Source organism: Pseudobutyrivibrio ruminis HUN009 (genome assembly GCF_000703005.1).
Taxonomy (GTDB): domain Bacteria; phylum Bacillota; class Clostridia; order Lachnospirales; family Lachnospiraceae; genus Pseudobutyrivibrio; species Pseudobutyrivibrio ruminis_A.
On the sequence record NZ_JNLH01000001.1, the window covers coordinates 1947352 to 1966762 of the forward strand.

At 38.5% G+C, this 19411-nt stretch carries 20 protein-coding genes; all 20 read left to right on the top strand.

Annotated elements, in window-relative coordinates; genetic code table 11:
• Positions 1-30 precede the first annotated feature (30 nt).
• The 20 genes from BO15_RS0108735 (at position 31) to cheB (ending at position 19410) form a co-directional block, all read left to right on the top strand.
• Positions 31-1476: a flagellar hook-length control protein FliK gene (locus tag BO15_RS0108735; RefSeq protein WP_033153974.1), complete on the top strand. Its 1446-nt coding sequence runs from the start codon at positions 31-33 to the stop codon at positions 1474-1476.
• Between the two features lie 16 nt (positions 1477-1492).
• Positions 1493-2446 carry a flagellar hook assembly protein FlgD gene (locus BO15_RS13265; RefSeq protein ID WP_052169864.1) on the top strand — a complete coding sequence of 318 codons (954 nt, stop codon included), beginning with the start codon at positions 1493-1495 and terminating at the stop codon, positions 2444-2446.
• Positions 2447-2461: 15 nt separating this feature from the next.
• Positions 2462-2863, top strand: coding sequence for a TIGR02530 family flagellar biosynthesis protein (locus tag BO15_RS0108745; protein WP_033153975.1), 402 nt, complete (start codon positions 2462-2464; stop codon positions 2861-2863).
• An 89-nt stretch (positions 2864-2952) separates the two neighbouring features.
• Positions 2953-4599 (top strand): flagellar hook protein FlgE, encoded by a 1647-nt coding sequence (locus tag BO15_RS0108750; RefSeq protein WP_033153976.1) that lies wholly within the window; start codon positions 2953-2955, stop codon positions 4597-4599.
• A gap of 236 nt (positions 4600-4835) precedes the next feature.
• Positions 4836-5642 carry a motility protein A gene (locus BO15_RS0108755; protein ID WP_334291137.1) on the top strand — a complete coding sequence of 269 codons (807 nt, stop codon included), beginning with the start codon at positions 4836-4838 and terminating at the stop codon, positions 5640-5642.
• Positions 5642-6544 carry an OmpA/MotB family protein gene (locus tag BO15_RS0108760; protein ID WP_033153978.1) on the top strand — a complete coding sequence of 301 codons (903 nt, stop codon included), beginning with the start codon at positions 5642-5644 and terminating at the stop codon, positions 6542-6544. The genes BO15_RS0108755 and BO15_RS0108760 overlap by 1 nt, the downstream gene beginning before the upstream one ends.
• An 11-nt stretch (positions 6545-6555) precedes the next feature.
• Entirely contained in the window at positions 6556-7068 is a 513-nt protein-coding gene (locus BO15_RS0108765) for an SPFH domain-containing protein (protein ID WP_033153979.1), read from the top strand.
• Positions 7069-7111: 43 nt separating this feature from the next.
• The gene (gene fliM / locus BO15_RS0108770; protein WP_033153980.1) at positions 7112-8092 is read left to right on the top strand and encodes a flagellar motor switch protein FliM; all 981 of its coding nucleotides are present in this window, start codon (positions 7112-7114) and stop codon (positions 8090-8092) included.
• Between the two features lies 1 nt (position 8093).
• Entirely contained in the window at positions 8094-9269 is a 1176-nt protein-coding gene (gene fliY, locus BO15_RS0108775) for a flagellar motor switch phosphatase FliY (protein WP_033153981.1), read from the top strand.
• A gap of 22 nt (positions 9270-9291) precedes the next feature.
• Positions 9292-9654 (top strand): response regulator, encoded by a 363-nt coding sequence (locus tag BO15_RS0108780; RefSeq protein ID WP_028236293.1) that lies wholly within the window; start codon positions 9292-9294, stop codon positions 9652-9654.
• A 41-nt stretch (positions 9655-9695) separates the two neighbouring features.
• Positions 9696-10022, top strand: a complete 327-nt coding sequence (locus BO15_RS0108785) for a flagellar biosynthetic protein FliO (protein WP_157752332.1) — start codon at positions 9696-9698, stop codon at positions 10020-10022.
• Between the two features lie 18 nt (positions 10023-10040).
• On the top strand, positions 10041-10895 hold the full coding sequence (gene fliP / locus BO15_RS0108790) for a flagellar type III secretion system pore protein FliP (RefSeq protein WP_033153983.1): 855 nt from the start codon (positions 10041-10043) through the stop codon (positions 10893-10895).
• 23 nt (positions 10896-10918) lie between these two features.
• A complete protein-coding gene (fliQ, locus tag BO15_RS0108795; protein ID WP_033153984.1) occupies positions 10919-11188 on the top strand; it encodes a flagellar biosynthesis protein FliQ in 270 nt (89 codons plus the stop codon).
• Between the two features lie 4 nt (positions 11189-11192).
• The gene (locus BO15_RS0108800) at positions 11193-11972 is read left to right on the top strand and encodes a flagellar biosynthetic protein FliR (RefSeq protein WP_033153985.1); all 780 of its coding nucleotides are present in this window, start codon (positions 11193-11195) and stop codon (positions 11970-11972) included.
• On the top strand, positions 11972-13105 hold the full coding sequence (gene flhB / locus BO15_RS0108805; protein WP_033153986.1) for a flagellar biosynthesis protein FlhB: 1134 nt from the start codon (positions 11972-11974) through the stop codon (positions 13103-13105). The genes BO15_RS0108800 and flhB overlap by 1 nt, the downstream gene beginning before the upstream one ends.
• Before the next feature lie 27 nt (positions 13106-13132).
• Positions 13133-15184, top strand: a complete 2052-nt coding sequence (gene flhA / locus BO15_RS0108810) for a flagellar biosynthesis protein FlhA (protein ID WP_033153987.1) — start codon at positions 13133-13135, stop codon at positions 15182-15184.
• 5 nt (positions 15185-15189) lie between these two features.
• Positions 15190-16578, top strand: coding sequence for a flagellar biosynthesis protein FlhF (flhF, locus tag BO15_RS0108815; RefSeq protein WP_033153988.1), 1389 nt, complete (start codon positions 15190-15192; stop codon positions 16576-16578).
• On the top strand, positions 16579-17454 hold the full coding sequence (locus BO15_RS0108820) for a MinD/ParA family protein (protein WP_033153989.1): 876 nt from the start codon (positions 16579-16581) through the stop codon (positions 17452-17454).
• A gap of 3 nt (positions 17455-17457) precedes the next feature.
• Positions 17458-18201 carry a flagellar brake protein gene (locus tag BO15_RS0108825; RefSeq protein WP_033153990.1) on the top strand — a complete coding sequence of 248 codons (744 nt, stop codon included), beginning with the start codon at positions 17458-17460 and terminating at the stop codon, positions 18199-18201.
• A 3-nt stretch (positions 18202-18204) separates the two neighbouring features.
• Entirely contained in the window at positions 18205-19410 is a 1206-nt protein-coding gene (gene cheB, locus BO15_RS0108830) for a chemotaxis-specific protein-glutamate methyltransferase CheB (RefSeq protein WP_033153991.1), read from the top strand.
• Position 19411: the final 1 nt, after the last annotated feature.

The following is a 19411-nucleotide window of genomic DNA, read 5'->3' on the forward strand; positions in this document are numbered from 1 at the left end:
AAAAGAGAATATAAGAAAGGAGGACAACACATGACAAGTAGCAATGTTTCTAACTTGCTGGTTCAAGTGGGAAATGTCAATGTGGATCTTGTGGATGCTAAATCGGAGCTTCCAAAATCTGGATTCGGATTCGACAAAACATTGCAGAATGCCATTAAGCCTAGCGATGTACCTGCACCTGCGGATAATTCTAACCAAGCAGATGTAAGCAACAAATCCTTCAGCGTATCAAAGGAACCAAAGGTTATCAAAACTGAGGAAAAGCCTGATACAGTAAATGAAGAAGTTGTTGAAAAGGTAAATGAAGCGGTAGACAAAGTTAAGGCGGTCATTGAGGAAGAGCTGGACGTTACTGAAGAAGACATTGAAAATGCAATGGAAACTTTGGGACTTACAGTTATCGATTTATTAAATCCTCAGGATTTAGCTCAGCTTGTAGCTACACTTACTGGCGAGGATGATTCTATCGCATTGGTAATGAGTGAGGAATTTAAAGGTATTCTTGATGTAGTTAATGAACTCACAAATCAGCTATTTGAAGAAACAGGTATTTCCTTTATTGAGGTAAAAGATATTGTTATTTCTTATGCTTCACAGGAAATGATTGATGTGGATGTGCCTAAGGAAGAAAGCCTTACCCAGGTTAATCCTGAAGAAGTTCTTGAGGTTGCTGAAGAACTCCCGGAGGAGCCAGTGGCTATCCAGGCTGAAACAACTATTGTTAAGCCAGAAGAAAGCACTGAAAATACTAAGACAGTATCTGAAAATACAGAACCTAGTCAGCAAATCACATTAAAAGAAAATGTTGATGCAAAGCAGTCTGATTCAGAAGATTCATCTTTTGAACAGCCTAATGCTAAAACTCAAGAAAACGTAGTTTTAAAACAGACTACAAAGCCTTCAGAACCAATTATTCGAAATGATGGAATGGTTTTTGCTGAACCAAGGATTGAAATTCAATTCTCGCCAGAAGAGCAGTTGGTTTCACTTCCTACAGGTCAAACAGTTTCATCTGAAGAAATTGTAAACCAGTTGGTTGAACAGGCTAGAATTCTTAATGAGGCGGAATCTACAACAATGGAAATGACTCTTAACCCAGAGGGATTAGGAAAAATTTTCATGGAAGTCACTCAAAAGGGTGATGAAATAACTGCAAGAATTTTCACTGAGAATGATGCAGTTAAACAAGCGCTAGAGTCGCAAATGGCAAATCTTCGTGTAGAGATGAATCAGAATAGTTCTACTAAGGTTACTTCCATTGAAGTTTCTGTAGGAACACATGAATTTGAAAAGAATCTTGAAGAAGATGCCAGAAATGAGCAAAGACGCGATGAGCAGGCAAATCAGTCGGAAAGACGAAGCAATCGAATCAATCTTAACAGCATGGATGATTTGACAGGGCTCATGTCGGAAGAAGATATTCTTATAGCTCAGATGATGAAAGATAATGGTAATACATTAGATTTCCAAGCATAACGGGAGGAGGAAATAAATGGCGGAAAATTTATTAGTTGGTGCTCTTACAAATGGGCAGTACAAAAAGACAACTGCTTCCACAGAGGCAACTAAGAGTGAAACTACCAATTCTACTTCAAAGACAGCATCTAAAAACAACGGTACTGAATACAATCAGGAAATGTTTTTAAAGCTTTTGACAGCAGAAATGCAGTATCAAGATCCGTTGGAACCAACAGATAACAGCCAGTATGTATCGCAACTTGCATCATTTACACAGATTGAAACTCTTCAGACAGTTCAAGCTAGTATGGAAAGTATTCAAGCTAATAGCATGGTGGGTAAAGTGGTATCTCTTACTGTAGATGGCGAAACTATCGAAGGTAAGGTTGACTTTATTAAAAAAGGCGACGATGGTGCTATGAAAGTTTCTGTTAATGGCAACCTGTATGACATGTCAAAAATTGATTCTGTAGTGGATGAAGAGTACTATTCAGCTAAATACTTAGCTAGCCTTTTGACAGATGCTATTAATCAACTACCAAAGGCTGAGGAAGTTACTCTTAAAGATGAAGAAAAAGTAGGATTAGCTGTAAGTTATTACAATGCAATGGATGCCTATAGCCTTTCATTTGTAGGAAAAGAAGCACTTGAAAAGTATAATGCCGTAGTTTCTCAGTTTAATAACCTTAAGGCTGCGAAGGAAGCTGCCGATAAAGAAAGAGAAGAGGCAATTAAAAAAGCGGCTGAAGAAGCAGCAAAGGCAGCAGAGGCTGCAGCAAATCAATCTTCTACAACTGCTCAGACTAGTGATACTTCTAGCCAGGCATCAGAAGATACAAACACATCTACTGATACAACTACTCAGGCTGAAGAGAATGCAGCTAGTGCAATTGTTGCAGAGACTACTACCACAGAAGGTACAACACAATCAGAAGAGACAACAGGTACATCTCCAATTGAAGAAGTTGTAAGTGGTGAAGAAGCTTAATTTAGGAGGGATAAAATGAACAATTTAAATATTAATCCAAATTTCACCTCCATTGAGCAGGTAGCTGGAACTTACCTTAATCCAGCACAAGAGTCCAGACCATTGGGCAATCTTAATGGCGCATCCTTTGAGGATATTTTTAAACAGAAGCTTGAAAATGCTTCAGAATTAAAATTTTCAAAGCATGCCACTCAGAGACTTGATGATAGAAATATTAAGCTTTCTGAGGAACAATCCCTTAGACTTGAAGAAGGCGTTCAAAAAGCGTCTGAAAAGGGAATTACTGATTCTTTAGTATTGGTTGATACATTAGCATTTATCGTTAATGTGCCTAATCAGACCGTAGTTACAGCTATGGATCAGACTGAATCAGACGAAAACATTTTTACAAATATTGACGGTGCTGTTATAGTTTAGCTGGACCTTATGGAAGCTAATTGTTCCCGACTGACAGAAGGAACAAACAGTCACCTCAATAGCAATATGCTTTGAGGAGGTCATTCATTATGATGAGATCACTTTTCTCTGGTGTTGCTGGTCTTAAGACACACCAGACAAAGATGGATGTTATTGGTAATAACATCTCCAACGTAAACACAGTTGCGTTCAAATCATCTTCAACCACTTTTTCTGATATTATGTATCAGACAACTTCACAGGCATCAGGCGCCACAGAAACACGTGGTGGTACAAATGCTAAGCAGATAGGTCTTGGTGTTACTAATGGAGCAACAAAGATTTCCATTACTTCATCGGGTGCTGCTCAGTCTACTGGCGATGCTCTTGATATCAGACTTTCTGATACAAACACAACAAATTTCTTTATCGTTAATAATGGTACAGAAAATGTATTTACTAGAGCCGGTTCTTTCTATATCGATGGAAATGGTAACCTTGCTATGACAACTACTGGTTATCTTGTAATGGGATGGCAGACAGATACTACAAGTGGATCTCCTGTAATTATGAAGGATACAGTATCTCCACTTAGAGTTATGGCCCCAGAGAATCTTACAAGTGCACCAGAAGCTACTACACAGGCTACATTTACAGGTGTTATTGATAAGAACGATCCACAGTTTAGCGCTTCAAATGGTTATGTTCGTGCATTTACACTTTATGATAATCTTGGATATGCATATACCGCCAAGTTCTCGTTCAAACTTAAAGATCCTGTAAAAGGTTCATACACTGTAGAACTTACAAATCTTTATGATAAAGATAATAATGATTTGCTTGCTAATTATATTAACAATGGAGGAAGTAAGGCAGATATCTTTGGTAAGGAGAATACAAGTACATTAACTTATTCAAAAGTTGATGGTTCGGACTACATGTTCTCAACCTCAGGTGGAGCTTTGGCTTTGAGCACTGACGGCGGAAACACATATCCTTATACTTACTATGGTCCTACAGCAACTGAACCTGCTAGATTTAGCGATGGAACAACAACAATTCCATTGTCATCAGTTGTAGCTGGACTTCCAACAGATGCTGAAATTGACAATGTAACCCGTGCAAGTGCTACAAGCTTATATATTACAACTAAGAATATTAGTTACGATTTACAATTCGATACAAGTGAAGGCAATCTTACTTTTGCTGGACAGAATGGACAGACACAGCTTACTATGAATACATCACTTCTCGGTCCTAATACAGAGAAATCTGCATTGTCTAACATTACAATTGATTTTTCACTCCTTACAATGTACGACAATGGTGGTACATCTACTGCTGTAGGTAATAGAGGTACAGTGACAGATGCATCACTTGGCGCTGGTAAAAAGCTTGGTACAATGACAGGTCTTTCTGTTAGCAATAATGGTAAGATTTATGGTTCATACAGTAATGGTAATACAGTTCTTTTAGGACAGATTGCTGCAGCTCAGTTCGCTAATGCATCAGGTCTTGAAGAGATAGGAGATAACTGCTACAAGACAACACTTAACTCTGGTGAATTTGATGGAATTGGTGTAGATATTTCTGCAGATGGTTCATCAATGAACACTGGTCAGCTTGAAATGTCTAATGTAGACTTATCAGCAGAATTTACTGATATGATTACTACACAGCGTGGTTTCCAGGCTAACTCACGTATCATTACAGTATCAGACACAATGCTTGAGGAACTTATTAACCTTAAGCGTTAATAATTTATAGTCTCTAAAAGCCAAGTCGTCAAGGCTTGGCTTTTTTTGCTGAAAATCTAAAAATTCTGTGAAGAAACTATATTTTGTGGTTTGGACATGGAAAAAACACAATAATATGAGACGATTTTACTGATAAAAGTAGACAATAATTTATAAATCTAGTAAAATAATCACAAAAGTGTATACCGTGTATTTCTATACATTTTACTAGTTTTTACTCAATTTTTTATAGGATGGTGATTGCTTTGGATATAGCTTCTTTAGCTGGTTTAGTACTCGGTGTCGTAATGGTTATCTTCGGTATCGTGTCTTCTGGTGGTGTCGCAGCCATGGCAAACTTCATAGATGTTCCATCAGTTATTATTACTATTGGTGGTTCTTTGTCCTCTTGTATGGCATGTAACAAAATGGCAGACTTTATTGGAGGATTAAAGAGTATCACATTAGCTATCAACGAACCAAAGGTTGGTAGCCCAGCTGATAGCATATCTCAGATTATAAATCTTGCGAATATTTCCAGAAAAGAAGGTATATTGGCGCTTGAAGAAGCTGCCAATGGAATAGAAGACGAGTTCCTTAAAAAAGGAATTAACCTGGTAGTAGATGGTACTGATCCTGAACTGGTTCGTGCTATTCTTGAAACTGATTTGGACTGTATGGAGGATAGACATAAAGTATGCACGAACTTCTGGTCTAAATGGGGTGAAATGGGACCTGCCTGGGGCATGATTGGTACACTGGTTGGTCTGGTAAACATGTTAAAGAACCTTGAGGATGCATCAACAATCGGTCCTAACATGGCGGTTGCGTTGCTTACCACTTTGTATGGTTCACTGATTGCGAACTGGCTTACAGGTCCAATTGGTACAAAGCTTGGTGTTAATCATTCTCTCGAGGTTATGACTAAGAGTATTACTGTGGAAGGCTTACTTTCAATTCAAGCCGGTGAAAACCCACGTGTAATAGAAGAAAAGCTTAAATCCTTCTTGCCACCTGCATCTCGTGGTGCTATCGGCGAAGGCGAAGGAGGAGGTGAGGGCTAATGGCAAAGAAGCAAAAGCAAGAGGAAGCTCCTGCTGGTTCTCCTGCCTGGATGGCCACCTTCTCAGACTTGATGAACTTGCTACTATGTTTCTTCGTATTACTTTTCTCTATGTCTAGTACAGATACTGAAAAGTTCCAGGAAGTAATTGCAAGTATTCAGTCTAGCTTTAGTATTTTTTCTCAGGGCGGCACCTCAATTGGTGAGGGACAGATGATATCATCAGGTATCAGTCAGCTTGAGATGTTTGACGACTATTTCAATAGTGTTCATGACGGTGATGATGAACAGTATGAAAAAGAAGGCGCAAGTGAAAACGAAAATGAGGGAGAACAATCAGAAGATGGTTCTGCTGAAACTGAGGGAGATGTTAGTTCTAACGGCGTTTCTGTAGAGGAAGCCCAGGAAGCTCTCGAGGAAGCTGGAGCAGGCGAAAGCGAATCTATTGCAGAAGAAATAGAAAGTCAGCTTAGTGAATATGGTCTTCAAGACCAGGTTGAAGTAGATTTTAATGCAAACTACGTAATGATTACCATAAATGGTGCGTTACTGTTTGATTCAGGTAAGGCAGTTCTTACAGAAGATGCTCTTACCATAGTTGATAATCTTTCAAAGATACTTGCTCAGTATGATAACAATATCATTGAGATAGAAGGTCATACAGATAATGTTCCGATGTCATCTGGAACATATGAAAACAATGATGTGCTTTCAATGTATCGTGCACTTTATGTTGCAGATAGAATTAGAGAAGTCACAGATTTGAATCCAGCATACATTAAATCAGCTGGACGAGGAGAGTATGTACCTATTGCTGACAACAGCACAGCTGAAGGACGCGCTAGAAATAGACGCGTAGAAATCAAAATATATAATTCATACTCGTCAGATATAGCCGAGTAGAAAGGCAAATCATGAAAAAGAATTTGATTACAGTAATTATACTGGCACTAGTTGTTGTGAATCTTGTTCTTACAGCGGTTCTTACAATTACTATTATTCCTGAGACACAAAAGGCCAATGAGCTGATCACAAAGGTTTGCTCTGCAATCGATTTGGATTTGCAAGCAGGAGATACAGCTGGATCTCTTAGTATTGATGTTGCAGATATGGTAGATTATCCTGTTAATGGTGGCGAGACACTTACAATCAATCTTGTTGATGGATATGCAGTGCTTGGTATATCATTATCGCTGGATAGCACAAATGAAGATTATGCTACATATGCATCTGATGGAACTTTATCGGCCCAGGATAATATCATTAGTGATAAAATAAATTCAGTTATTAAAAAACATACAGTACAGGAAATGATAGACAATGAAGATGAAATCAAAGAAGAGATTCTTGAAGAGCTTCAGACTCTATTCAAATCTTCATTTATCGTTAGAGTGAACTTCTCTAGTGCTACTTATCAGAAACAGTAATCTGGCAAGTAGAAATTATTGGGATGAATGGTGGTGAGAAAGCTTGGGAGACGTTCTTTCACAAAACGAAATAGATAATCTGCTTAATGCGTTGACCAGCGGTGAGCTTGACGCCGAGGAGATTAAAAATAATAAAGAAAAGCCAGTAAAGAACTACGATTTTGCTAGACCTTCTAAGTTTTCTAAGGAACACCTTAGAACTATGGAAATTATTTTTGAGCATTATGGCAGATTGTTGTCAACAAACCTGCCTATATTCCTCAGAAAGAATATACAGGTAGAGGTTATGAATTCCGAGGCTGTTACCTACATGGAATTTTCAAATTCTCTATCAAATCCAGTTCTTTTAGGTATTGTAGATTTTTCTCCCCTTGAGGGAAATATTATCGTAGAAATGGCTTCTAATCTTGGCTTTGCAATGGTAGATAGAATGCTTGGCGGGGAGGGAGAACCTCTTGATAAGATTAGAGACTTTTCAGAAATAGAACTTCTCATTATTGAGAGAGTAATGACATCATGCGTAGACTTGCTTAGGGAACCATGGGAAAACGTTTTGGATGTTCATCCAAGACTAGAGCGAATTGAAACAAACTCTCAGTTTGCTCAGATTATCTCTCCTTCAGAGATGATTGCTATTGTTACAGTCAATATTAAAATTGGCGATGTAGAAGGACTTATGAACATTTGTCTACCTTTTATAACTTTAGAGCCAGTTATGGACAAATTGAACACAAAGTTCTGGTATAGTAGTCAGAAGGAGAAAACAGGTGAAAGCTATTCAGATGCTGTGGAAGCTTTAATTAATCATGCTAAGATACCTGTAAAGGCAGTTCTTGGTAACAGCACAATTACAGTTGCAGATTTTTCACAGCTTCAGGTTGGAGATATAGTCAGACTTGACACAAAGGTTGACGATGAGTTGGATGTTTTCGTGGGAGATATTAAGAAGTTCCAAGCCCTTCCGGGAGCATCAGGCAAAGATTATGCGGTTCGAGTGACACAAATTATAAGGGAGGAACAGTAGAATGGGCGATGGTGTATTATCACAGGATGAGATAAATGCACTACTTAGTGGCGGAATCCCCGATGCCCCTGCTGGCGAGCCATCATCTGGTGGTGGAGAGCTTTCAGAGCAGGAAATCGATACAATCGGTGAAGTTGCCAACATAAGCATGGGAAGTGCGGCCACAACTTTATTTTCTCTTGTTAATCAAAAGGTTGAGATTTCAACACCAGTTGTTAGTGAAACAAACTGGCAGGAATTAGCATCTGGATACGACGATTCTTGTGTAGTTGTTCGTATTGGATATACAAAGGGTATTGATGGTAGCAACGTTCTTGTATTAAAAGAAAATGATGTTAAGGTCATTACCGATTTGATGATGGGCGGAGATGGAACCAATACAGATGGTGAAATTTCTGATCTTCATTTATCAGCTATTTCAGAGGCTATGAATCAGATGATGGGAGCAAGTGCAACTTCGCTTTCATCTATGCTGAACAAAATGGTAGATATTTCACCACCAACAGCGCAGCTTACAGATTTGGCTACAATAGATGGTGGAGAAATTGATGAATTCTTGAAAGGCAACTTCGTAAGAATTGCTTTCAAGATGGAAATTGGAACATTGGTAGACAGTGAGATGATGCAGCTATATCCAATCTCACTTGCTAAGGAAATGTGTGGCTCTGTTCTTAACAACATGGAGTCAGATTCCAATTCCATAGTTGATGACGGTGTTGCAGAAGCTGCTCCAGCACCTGCTCCAGAGCCAGCACCAGCACCTGCTCCACAGGCTGCGCCTCAAATGCAGGCACCACCTCAGATGGACCCTAGTATGATGCAGGGACAGCCAATGCAGGGACAACCTATGATGCCATATATGTACGCACCTGGTCCTCAGGTAAATGTACAACCGGCGCAGTTTACTCCATTTGGACCGGGCTTTGCAGCTCAGTTTGCTCAGGAGAATATAGACTTGATTCTTGACGTTCCTTTGGAAGTTACAGTAGAATTAGGTCGTACAAACAAAACTATCCAAGATATTTTGGATTTTGCACCAGGTACCATCATCGAGCTAAACAAAATAGCCGGTGAACCAATAGATGTACTTGTTAATGGCAAGTATGTGGCAAAAGGCGAGGTAGTAGTTATCGAAGAGTCTTTTGGCGTACGAATAACAGAAATTATCAAAGAATAAATATATTTAAGGAGATGAAGACATGGCAAAAAACATTTTAATCTGTGATGACGCTGCTTTCATGAGAATGATGATTAAGGACATTCTCACAAAGAATGGCTACAACGTAGTCGGAGAGGCTGAGAACGGAAAGATTGCTGTTGACAAGTATTCAGAACTTTCACCAGATCTTGTTCTTCTTGACATCACAATGCCAGAAATGGATGGCATCGGGGCTCTTAAGGCTATCAAGGAAAAGGATCCTAATGCATGCGTTATCATGTGCTCTGCAATGGGACAGCAGGCTATGGTTATCGAGGCTATTCAGTCTGGAGCCAAGGATTTCATCGTTAAGCCATTCCAGGCTGAACGTGTTCTTGAGGCTGTTAAGAAGGTTATCGGTTAATCATGATATTTCTTTCAGCGGTTGGAGAGAGCATCTTTCAATTGATTTTTGCATTAGTGGTATTTGTAGGAGTCTTAGCACTCACTGCATTTGTTACTAAGTGGATTGCAGGCTACCAGAAGACTCAAGGTCTCAACAGAAATCTTGAAATCGTTGAAGGTATCAGACTTGCAACCAATAAATATGTTCAGATTATTAGGGCAGGTGAGGATAGATACTTCGTCGTTGCAGTAGGTAAAGACGAAGTAACCCTTTTAGGGGAATTATCCTCATCTGAACTTAAAGAACTGGATGCTACCGATACATCTGTACAGATGCCGGTAGATTTTAAATCGATTTTGGATAATCTTTCAAGAAAGAAAAATTAACTGATTGGGCAGAATGTTATGAGTAAATTCAAGAAGGCGTACGTAATTTTTAGCTTAGTCATCACAGCTATGATTGGTTGTTACGCCCTTTTTATGAGTAGTACAACTGTACATGCAACTGAATATAGTGCAGAATATGGGGCAGACAATGAGGATTACGGTGCAACAGAAAATGCGCCAAATGCTTCAGACGAGGTTGTTGGAGGCGGAGGATTTACGCTTAGCTTTGATGGCGAAGATGGAAACTTTACGGCTACTCTTAGAATGCTGTTAGTTCTTACAATCATCACGTTATCCCCTTCGATTCTGATAATGCTAACATCCTTTACCAGATGCGTTATTGTTTTACATTTTGTCCGCGCTGCTATTGGAACCAATACAGCGCCTCCAAATCAGATATTGATTGGGTTGGCGTTGTTTTTAACTTTGTTTATTATGTCGCCAGTTCTTACACAGATTAAGACAGAAGCGATTGATCCATTTGATGCAGGCGAAATCACTCAGGATGAAGCTATAGACAATGCGATTGCACCTGTTAGAGAGTTCATGTATGGTCAGACACAGACAAAGGATTTGGACTTGTTCTGTGATATTGCTGGCATTTCGTATGAAGTAGATGACTACGATTCTGTACCATTTACTATCGTTGTTCCGGCTTTTATTTTATCTGAGCTTAGAACAGCTTTTATTATTGGATTTCTAATTTATGTTCCATTCATTGTTATTGATATGGTTGTTGCATCTGTACTTATGTCAATGGGTATGATGATGCTTCCGCCTACCACAATATCCCTACCTTTCAAGATATTGTTATTTATATTGGTAGATGGATGGAATCTTGTTATTGGCGGGTTAGTCAAGACATTCTATTAGAATTATTAAGGAGAGAATAGGTTATGACTGAAGGACAGGTCTTGGACATTATCAGGGATGCTATATACATTCTTCTGATTACATCATTACCACTTTTACTAGTGTCTCTAGTAATTGGTCTTATAATCAGTATTTTTCAAACGGTCACATCTATTCAAGAGCAAACTCTCACCTTTATCCCAAAGATAGTAGGAGTATTTGCTGCGCTTATGTTTTTCGGCCCATGGATGCTTACAGTTTTGACGGAATACATTACACAATTATGGGCAAATTTTAGTATTTACTTAGGCTAGATGGATGTTTAGTATTGATTTTACATTACAAAATTTTGAATACTTTTTGTTGCTCCTTACCCGCATATCCATGTTTGTAGTAGTGGCGCCTTTTTTCAACACAAGTAATACGCCGGCCAGAGTAAAAATTGGTTTTTCGGCACTTGTTTCACTGCTTCTTTATTTCGTTGTTGATTTTAGCGCTTTGGATTATTCTACAGTTACAGGATATGCTTTTTTAGTTGTTCAGGAAGCAATAACAGGGCTATTAATTGGGTTCAGTACATATTGCTGCAATTTCATTATCCTGTTGGCAGGTAACATGATAGACATGAATATAGGTCTATCCATGGCTCAGGAGTTTGATCCGACACTTCAGACAGAGGTTTCCGTTACAGGTACCTTATACAATAATTTCATCATGATTTTCTTGGTTTTGTCTGGAATGCATAGATATATTTTTAAGACATTTTGTGATGCCTATACACTGATTCCAATTGGTGGGACAATTTTTAGATGGGATTCTCTGCTTAGTTCTACTATTATGTTTATTACAGAAATTTTTGTAATAGCATTTAGAATTATTCTTCCGGTATTTGCTGTAATTATGATACTTAATGCAATACTTGGAATTATGGTTAAGGTTGCCCCACAGATTCATATGTTTTCTGTTGGTGCACAGCTTAAAATTATCGTTGGTTTTGTAGTATTGTTCTTAACAATTTTCCTATTACCAGATGTTGCTGCATTTATTTTCAAAGAAATGAAAAAGATGCAAACTCTATTTATACAGGGGCTTTATTGATGAGGGATAATTATCAGGTTTTAATTCCATATAATCTTCAGTTCTTTGCTCCTGACGGTGAGGGTGGAGAGAAGACAGAGCAGCCTACTAGTAAAAAACTTTCTGATGCCAGAAAAGAAGGTAAGGTTGCAAAGAGTAAGGAAATTGTTAATGGTATCGCGTTATTAGGGTTCTTTTTAGGACTTAGATTGTTCCTTGGATTTGCAGGAACACGTATAGAGGATATATTTGCTTGGATATATGCTATAATACCAGATATAGTATCTATGAATGGCGATGGCTTGACTATTGGCACAATAACTGGAATATTTCGAATTCTTATAGCTAAGTCTTTTATCGTGCTTTTACCATTCTTGGCCATAGGATTTGTAACAGGCTTTGTTGCTAATCTTGTTCAGGTAGGATGGAAGCCTACTATGAAGCCATTGGAACCAAAGCTTAATAAATTTAATCCGATTAGTGGATTTAAGCGAATATTTTCAAAGCAGTCAATTGTTAACCTTTTGATGGCTTTGGCAAAGATATTTTTAATTGTTTACATTGCTTATACCAGCATTAAGGACCAGGCTAATAACTTATTTATCTTATATGATGTTGCATTAAATCAAGCTCTTAGCCTTATTTTTCAGATTATCGTCGATACTGGCATGAAGATTAGTATAGTGTATATTGTCCTTGGCTTTGCTGATTATGCATATCAACGTTGGAAATTCAACGATGATATGAAAATGACCAAGCAAGAAGTCAAAGATGAATATAAGAATTCCGAGGGAGATCCTCAGATAAAAGGACAGCAGAGACGTAGGATGATGGAAAGCTCACAGAGGCGTATGATGCAAAATGTGCCACAGGCTGATGTAGTCATTACAAACCCTACACACTTGGCTGTTGCAATTTTATATGACAATGAAAAGGATGAAGCTCCAAAAGTTGTTGCTAAAGGTGAAGACTATTTAGCAAAGCGAATTAGAGAGGTGGCTGCCGAAAACAATGTTCCAATTATGGAAAATAAGCCACTTGCTAGAGCTTTGTACGCTACAGTAGAGGTTGATGAGGTTATTCCTCCAGAGCTATATCAGGCTGTTGCTGAAATCCTTGCAGTTGTTTACACACAGCGAAATAAAGCTGTTTAGAAATATTTTTAAGAAAGGGGGATGCTTATGGATTTAACTGCCTCAGTAAAAAAAGCTGATGTTGGTATTGCGTTGTATTTGCTTGCTGCAGTTACATTCTTTGTAATTCCTATCCCCAATTTTATCCTTGATATAATGATTGCTTTCAATATATCAATAGCACTCATTATATTGATGAATGTATTGTTTGTGCAGGAAGTTTTGGATATGTCATTCTTCCCTACACTTTTGCTTTTTACTACTATTTTTAGAATTTCACTTAACGTTTCTTCTACCAGATTGATTCTTTCAACAGGTGATCCAGGAAACGTTGTAGCAACATTCGGTAGTTTCGTTGGTGGCAATAATCTTGTTATTGGTGCCATCATTTTCCTTATTTTGATTATTATCCAGTTTATGGTTATCAATAAAGGTTCTGAGCGTGTAGCTGAAGTATCAGCACGATTCACCTTGGATGCTATGCCTGGTAAACAGATGGCTATTGATGCGGATCTGAATACCGGAGCGATTGATGATGCAGAGGCTAAAAGACGAAGAGATAAGATTCAAGAAGAATCAGCATTCTTCGGAGCTATGGACGGTGCTACAAAGTACGTAAAGGGAGATGCTACAGCGGGTCTTATTATTACCGTTATCAACCTTGCTGGTGGTACAGTTCTTGGAATGATGAACCAGGGGCTTCCATTTGCAGAAGCAATACAGCAGTTTGGTATTCTTACAATTGGTGATGGCTTGGTTTCTCAGATACCTTCACTTTTGATATCTCTTTCTACAGGTATTCTTGTTACAAAGGGATCAAAGGCAGCAGATTTCTCTGGTACTTTGGTAAAACAGCTATTTGGAATACCAAAGGTTTTATATATCGTTGGTGGGGCTATGGTTTTCCTTGGAATAGCAACACCACTAAACTGGGTATTATTTCTTGCCTTTGGTGCAGCATTTATTATTACTGGTTATTCTATGTCAAAGACTCTCGGCGAGGAGGAGATAGAGCAGGAGGTTGCTGCAGAAGAAACCGAAGCAGAGGAAATACGAAAGCCGGAAAATGTTGTTTCGCTGCTTCAGGTTGATCCAATCGAGCTTGAGTTTGGTTATGGTATTATCCCACTAGCAGATGTTAATCAAGGCGGCGATTTGCTAGATCGAGTTGTTATGATTAGACGTCAGATTGCTCTTGAATTAGGTACTGTAGTTCCAATTATTCGATTGCGAGACAATATTCAGCTTAACCCTAATCAATACATTATTAAGATTAAGGGTATACAGGTAACAGAAGGAGAAATCCTTTTTGATCATTATATGGCTATGAATCCTGGCTACGTAGAAGAGGAAATTACAGGTATTCCTACTTTCGAACCTTCATTCCATCTTCCAGCCATCTGGATTACAGAAAGTCAGCGTGAAAGAGCAGAATCTCTTGGATATACAGTAGTAGATCCGCCATCAATTATTGCCACTCACCTGACTGAAGTTATTCGAAGTCATATAGCAGAATTGCTTACTCGTCAGGATGTTCAAAATCTTGTTGATAATCTTAAAGAGAGCAATCCGGTTATTGTTGAAGAGCTTATTCCAAAGTTGCTTGGACTTGGCGATGTTCAAAAGGTATTGCAGAATCTTCTTTCAGAAGGTGTTTCTATCAGAGATTTGCTTACTATTTTCGAAGTTTTGGCAGATCATGCCACAACTACACATGACACAGATGTACTTACTGAGTATGTTCGTCAGGGATTAAAACGAGCAATATCTGGTAGATATTTTGCACCAAACGAGGTCACTCAGGTAATAACCGTTGATCCTAAGGTTGAGCAGGATATTATGGCATCAATTAAACAGACGGAACAAGGTGCTTATCTTACACTTGATCCAGAACGTATTAAAGCAATTATTGCTTCCCTTGAGGAAGAAATCAAAAAACTTGAGGATATGGGTAAAACACCTATTGTTGTTACATCTCCAATAGTTCGAATGTATTTCAAAGGTTTAACACAAGATTATGTAAAGGATCTTATCGTTGTTTCCTACAATGAAATTGATTCAAATGTTGAGCTTTCATCTGTAGGCATGGTAACAGGGTAGAATAAATGACTATTAATAAGTATACGGGAAAAACTGAAGAAGAAGCTATGGAAAAGGTCCGTAAGGAGCTTGGAAGTGCGGCTGTCATAATGAACGTAAAGGTGGTAAAGCCTAAGGGACTAGGTGGTCTTTTTAAGGGGAACACATACGAAGTTACAGCGGCTGTAGAAGATGATGGATTCTCTAATGATGCAAAAGCATTTGCAGTTCCTTCTCAAAAGGAACCACAGCCTGAAGCTGCGCCTGAGCCTAAAACAAGCACCTTTGAGGCTGTAGCTGATGATGCTATCAAACTAAAGGATGCATTTTCTGCTGTAAACGAAGTTCTCGAAAAGCAGGATGCTACAAACAAAGACTTTGAGCCTCTTTTTGATACAGCTCCTAGAGCACAGGTTTTTGAGCCTACATATTCTAAGCCGGTAGGAGCACGTCCAGTGCAACCACAACCAAAGCCGGCGGCACCTACTTATAGCGAACCAGTTCCTCAGCCTACCGTTAAAAAGGAGGCTCCACAGCGCACCGTAACTAATGACTTTGATGATAGCATCCAAGTAAAACATGGCAATTCAAAGCCATCTATTGATGGTGATAATCATGTATTTGTAAAGATGCTTTACAATGTTCTTCTTGAAAATGAAGTTCAGGAAAAATACATCAACCAAGTCTTAGAGGATATGGATAAGGTTTTACAAACCAGCCATTCTTTAGATAATTTGCTTTCAAATGTGTACCAAAAAATGGTTTTAAAACTTGGTACCCCAACAAAGATTGAACCGGGAGAGAGAAGGCCGAAGGTTGTGTTCTTTATTGGACCTACAGGTGTAGGAAAGACTACAACAATTGCTAAAATTGCTTCAAAGTTCAAGGTAGAAGAAGGCAAAAAGGTTGGACTTATCACAGCCGATACATATCGTATGGCTGCAGCAAATCAGCTTCAGACTTATGCAAATATTCTTGGGGTTCCATTAAATGTCATTTACTCTGCAGATGAGCTTCTTGATACAGTAAAAAAACAGAGCAGAGAATACGAGGATTTAGATGTAATTCTTGTTGATACAATTGGTTTTTCTCATAAAAATGAAGAGCAGCGACAGGATACCAAGAAACTTATAAATGCCCTTGATGGATTTTATGACACTGAAGTTTATCTTGTGCTTTCAGCTACTACAAAACATAGAGATTTAATTGATATTGCTGATTCCTACATGGAATTTGCTGATTTTAACTTGATTTTTACTAAGCTTGACGAAACAAAATGCCTTGGCAATATTTTCAATTTGAAACAATATACAAAGGCTCAGTTATCATATATTACTGTAGGACAAAATGTACCAGACGACATTGAAATCCTTAACACCCAGAAGCTGGTAAAACAGTTATTGGGAGGAAATTAAATGGATCAAGCTGAAAATTTACGAAACGTTATAAAAGCCCAAAATATACGAAGCGTAGAACGAACCAAGGTTATTACCATCACATCTGGAAAAGGTGGCGTTGGCAAGTCCAATATGGCAGTTAATCTGGCGGTTCACTTTACGCGTATGGGTAAGAGAGTAATCATTCTTGATGCAGACTTTGGCCTTGCAAATGTGGAGGTTATGTTTGGAACCTTGCCTAATTACAATCTATCAGATGTAATTTTCAAGGGAATGAGCATCCGAGACATTATAACTACAGGCCCAATGGGGATTGGTTTTGTATCAGGAGGTTCAGGAGTTGTGGGGCTAAACAACCTAAATCGTGAACAAATTGCGTTTTTAGTCCACAACCTATCTCTTTTAAATGATTTATGTGATATTCTTATAATAGATACAGGTGCGGGGGTTTCAGATCAAGTTCTAGAATTTGTTCTTGCATCCCCGGAAGTGGTTTTAGTATCTACACCAGAACCAAGCTCACTTACAGACTCTTATTCTTTGATGAAGGCCCTCTACAAGAGTCCAAAGTATTCAAAGGAAGGCACCAATGTTCATTTGGTTGCAAATAAAGTAGAAAGTGAAGCTGAGGCAAATGCAGTCTATACCAAATTGCGTTCAGTGGTTCAAAAGTTCCTGGGGGGAGATTTGGATTATTTAGGATATGTGCCTTATGATAATCAGCTGGAGAAGGCTGTTAGAAATCAAAAGGTTGTATCTCTTGAATATCCATCTTCAAGAGCTACAAAAAATTTTGAATCATTGGCTGCAAAGCTATTGAAAAAAGATGATAGCACTCATTTTAGATGGGGTGTTTCTCATATATTTAATTCTTTATTGAAGGATAGGGCATAGCTTATGGAAATTATAGATCTAAGACCTGGCACACCTATTGAATTTTCAATTGCCAGCACAAATTCTGACGTTGAAAACAATATCGAAGAGGATCGAAGTATTTATATCTCAAGCGTTTTTGGCGTAACCAAAAAAGGAGAAATAATATTTCATATTCCTACACGAAAGGGACGTACCGTTACTATACCTATGAATGTTCCTTTTAATGCAGTTTTCAATACAAAAAAAGGACTGTTTCAGCTTTCTGGTGAAATTACAAAGCGTGGTAGGCTCGAAAACTTTCCAGTATATGTTTTTGTTCCTAGTACTAAGCTTTCAAAGGTTCAAAGACGTGATTATTTCAGATTTCAATGCTTAATTCCTGTAAAGGTATTACCAATACCTCAGGATGTGGCAATTCTTCCAAACATGGCTTTAGTAGAAGATGATTTGGAAAAATACGGTAATACATATGGAGCTCCAGTATCAGGTAATATACTTGATTTAAGCGGCGGTGGAGCGAAAATCAGTGCAAAGACCGATATAAATACTGATAGATATATGTATGTGTCTTTTAAACTCAAGACTCGCACGATAGACCAAACAATTAATGTTATAGCAAGACGCATCAAAACCGAAATAAAAGGCGATTCTGGTATATACGAACATCGTATAGAATTTTTGTTCAAAGAGCCAGAAGATAGGGAGACTATTATAAAGTACATTTTTGACGAAGACCGACGTTTAAGAAAAAAAGATCAGGGGTAAAGAATGTATAAGATTTTAGTTGTTGATGACTCTGCACTCATGAGAAGGATTATCTGTGATATTATAAATGCGGATAATGATTTTCGTGTAATCGACGTTAGTGCAGACGGCGAGGACGCTTACAACAAAATAAAGAACAATTCTTACGATTTGGTTGTGCTGGATATGGTATTGCCAAAGCTTCCAGGTGTTGCACTACTTGAGAGGCTTTACAATGAAAAAGTACCATGCAATGCAGTTCTTATTAGCTCTTCTTTGAAAGAAGATGCTGACAGCACGATGAAAGCTATGGAATATGGTGCTTTAGATTTTGTAGTTAAGCCTATTCGTTCTAGTGGTGAGACAAGAGAAATCTTTGGCAAACAATTAGTAGAATCTCTACACAATGTTATTAAATCTAGAGCTTTCAAACCATCATCTTCAAAGACTGGGTTCACATCAGCTACCCAAGCTATTGGAGAATCAAGAAGGAATACTGTTGAAAGGCTTGCAGGAGTTCGTAGTAGGCTTGCAGAGACAAGGGGAGTTGGTAGTGCGCAAACCAATACACCAGAAACAAAAGCCCAGCCTATAGCAAAGCCAGTGTCTAATGACAAAACGACAGTACCAAAGGGCACCGGAGTTAGAACCAAAAAGATTATAGCTTTGGCTTGTTCTACAGGAGGTCCACAGGCACTTCATACTTTTGTGCCAATGCTTCCTTCAAATCTATCTGTACCGCTTGTTCTGGTTCAGCATATGCCAGAAGGCTTTACTGCTTCACTTGCTGCGAGACTCGACCAAATCTCCGGCATCAAAGTGAAAGAAGCGGAGGATGGAGAATTCTTTAAACCAGGTGTTGTATATATCACTCCTGGAGGTAAGCACATGAAAATCTGCGAAGACGGAAGTCGAGCAGCTTATTGTCAGCTTGATGACAGTCCACCTGTAAATAGCTTGAAGCCTTGTGCAGATGTAATGTATCAGTCATTGGCTAAATCAAGTTTTGATGAGATTATTTGTGTTGTGCTTACAGGTATGGGCGCGGATGGTTCAGAGGGCATTAGATATCTGAACCAATACAAAAAGACTTACGTTATTTCGCAAGAAGCTTCCACATGTGTTGTGTATGGAATGCCGAAAGCGGTGGAACAGGGCGGATTATCAAATGAAGTAGTTCCACTTAAATCAGTAGCAAATTCAATAGTAAAGAAACTTGGAGGTTTGTAAG

Bases quoted from the DNA above. Each gene is read 5' to 3' on its own strand.
- BO15_RS0108735 (WP_033153974.1), top strand. From the start codon at position 31: ATGACAAGTAGCAATGTTTCTAACTTGCTGGTTCAAGTGGGAAATGTC.
- BO15_RS13265 (WP_052169864.1), top strand. From the start codon at position 1,493: ATGGCGGAAAATTTATTAGTTGGTGCTCTTACAAATGGGCAGTACAAA.
- BO15_RS0108745 (WP_033153975.1), top strand. From the start codon at position 2,462: ATGAACAATTTAAATATTAATCCAAATTTCACCTCCATTGAGCAGGTA.
- BO15_RS0108750 (WP_033153976.1), top strand. From the start codon at position 2,953: ATGATGAGATCACTTTTCTCTGGTGTTGCTGGTCTTAAGACACACCAG.
- BO15_RS0108760 (WP_033153978.1), top strand. From the start codon at position 5,642: ATGGCAAAGAAGCAAAAGCAAGAGGAAGCTCCTGCTGGTTCTCCTGCC.
- BO15_RS0108765 (WP_033153979.1), top strand. From the start codon at position 6,556: ATGAAAAAGAATTTGATTACAGTAATTATACTGGCACTAGTTGTTGTG.
- fliY (WP_033153981.1), top strand. From the start codon at position 8,094: ATGGGCGATGGTGTATTATCACAGGATGAGATAAATGCACTACTTAGT.
- BO15_RS0108780 (WP_028236293.1), top strand. From the start codon at position 9,292: ATGGCAAAAAACATTTTAATCTGTGATGACGCTGCTTTCATGAGAATG.
- fliP (WP_033153983.1), top strand. From the start codon at position 10,041: ATGAGTAAATTCAAGAAGGCGTACGTAATTTTTAGCTTAGTCATCACA.
- fliQ (WP_033153984.1), top strand. From the start codon at position 10,919: ATGACTGAAGGACAGGTCTTGGACATTATCAGGGATGCTATATACATT.
- BO15_RS0108800 (WP_033153985.1), top strand. From the start codon at position 11,193: ATGTTTAGTATTGATTTTACATTACAAAATTTTGAATACTTTTTGTTG.
- flhB (WP_033153986.1), top strand. From the start codon at position 11,972: ATGAGGGATAATTATCAGGTTTTAATTCCATATAATCTTCAGTTCTTT.
- flhA (WP_033153987.1), top strand. From the start codon at position 13,133: ATGGATTTAACTGCCTCAGTAAAAAAAGCTGATGTTGGTATTGCGTTG.
- flhF (WP_033153988.1), top strand. From the start codon at position 15,190: ATGACTATTAATAAGTATACGGGAAAAACTGAAGAAGAAGCTATGGAA.
- BO15_RS0108820 (WP_033153989.1), top strand. From the start codon at position 16,579: ATGGATCAAGCTGAAAATTTACGAAACGTTATAAAAGCCCAAAATATA.
- BO15_RS0108825 (WP_033153990.1), top strand. From the start codon at position 17,458: ATGGAAATTATAGATCTAAGACCTGGCACACCTATTGAATTTTCAATT.
- cheB (WP_033153991.1), top strand. From the start codon at position 18,205: ATGTATAAGATTTTAGTTGTTGATGACTCTGCACTCATGAGAAGGATT.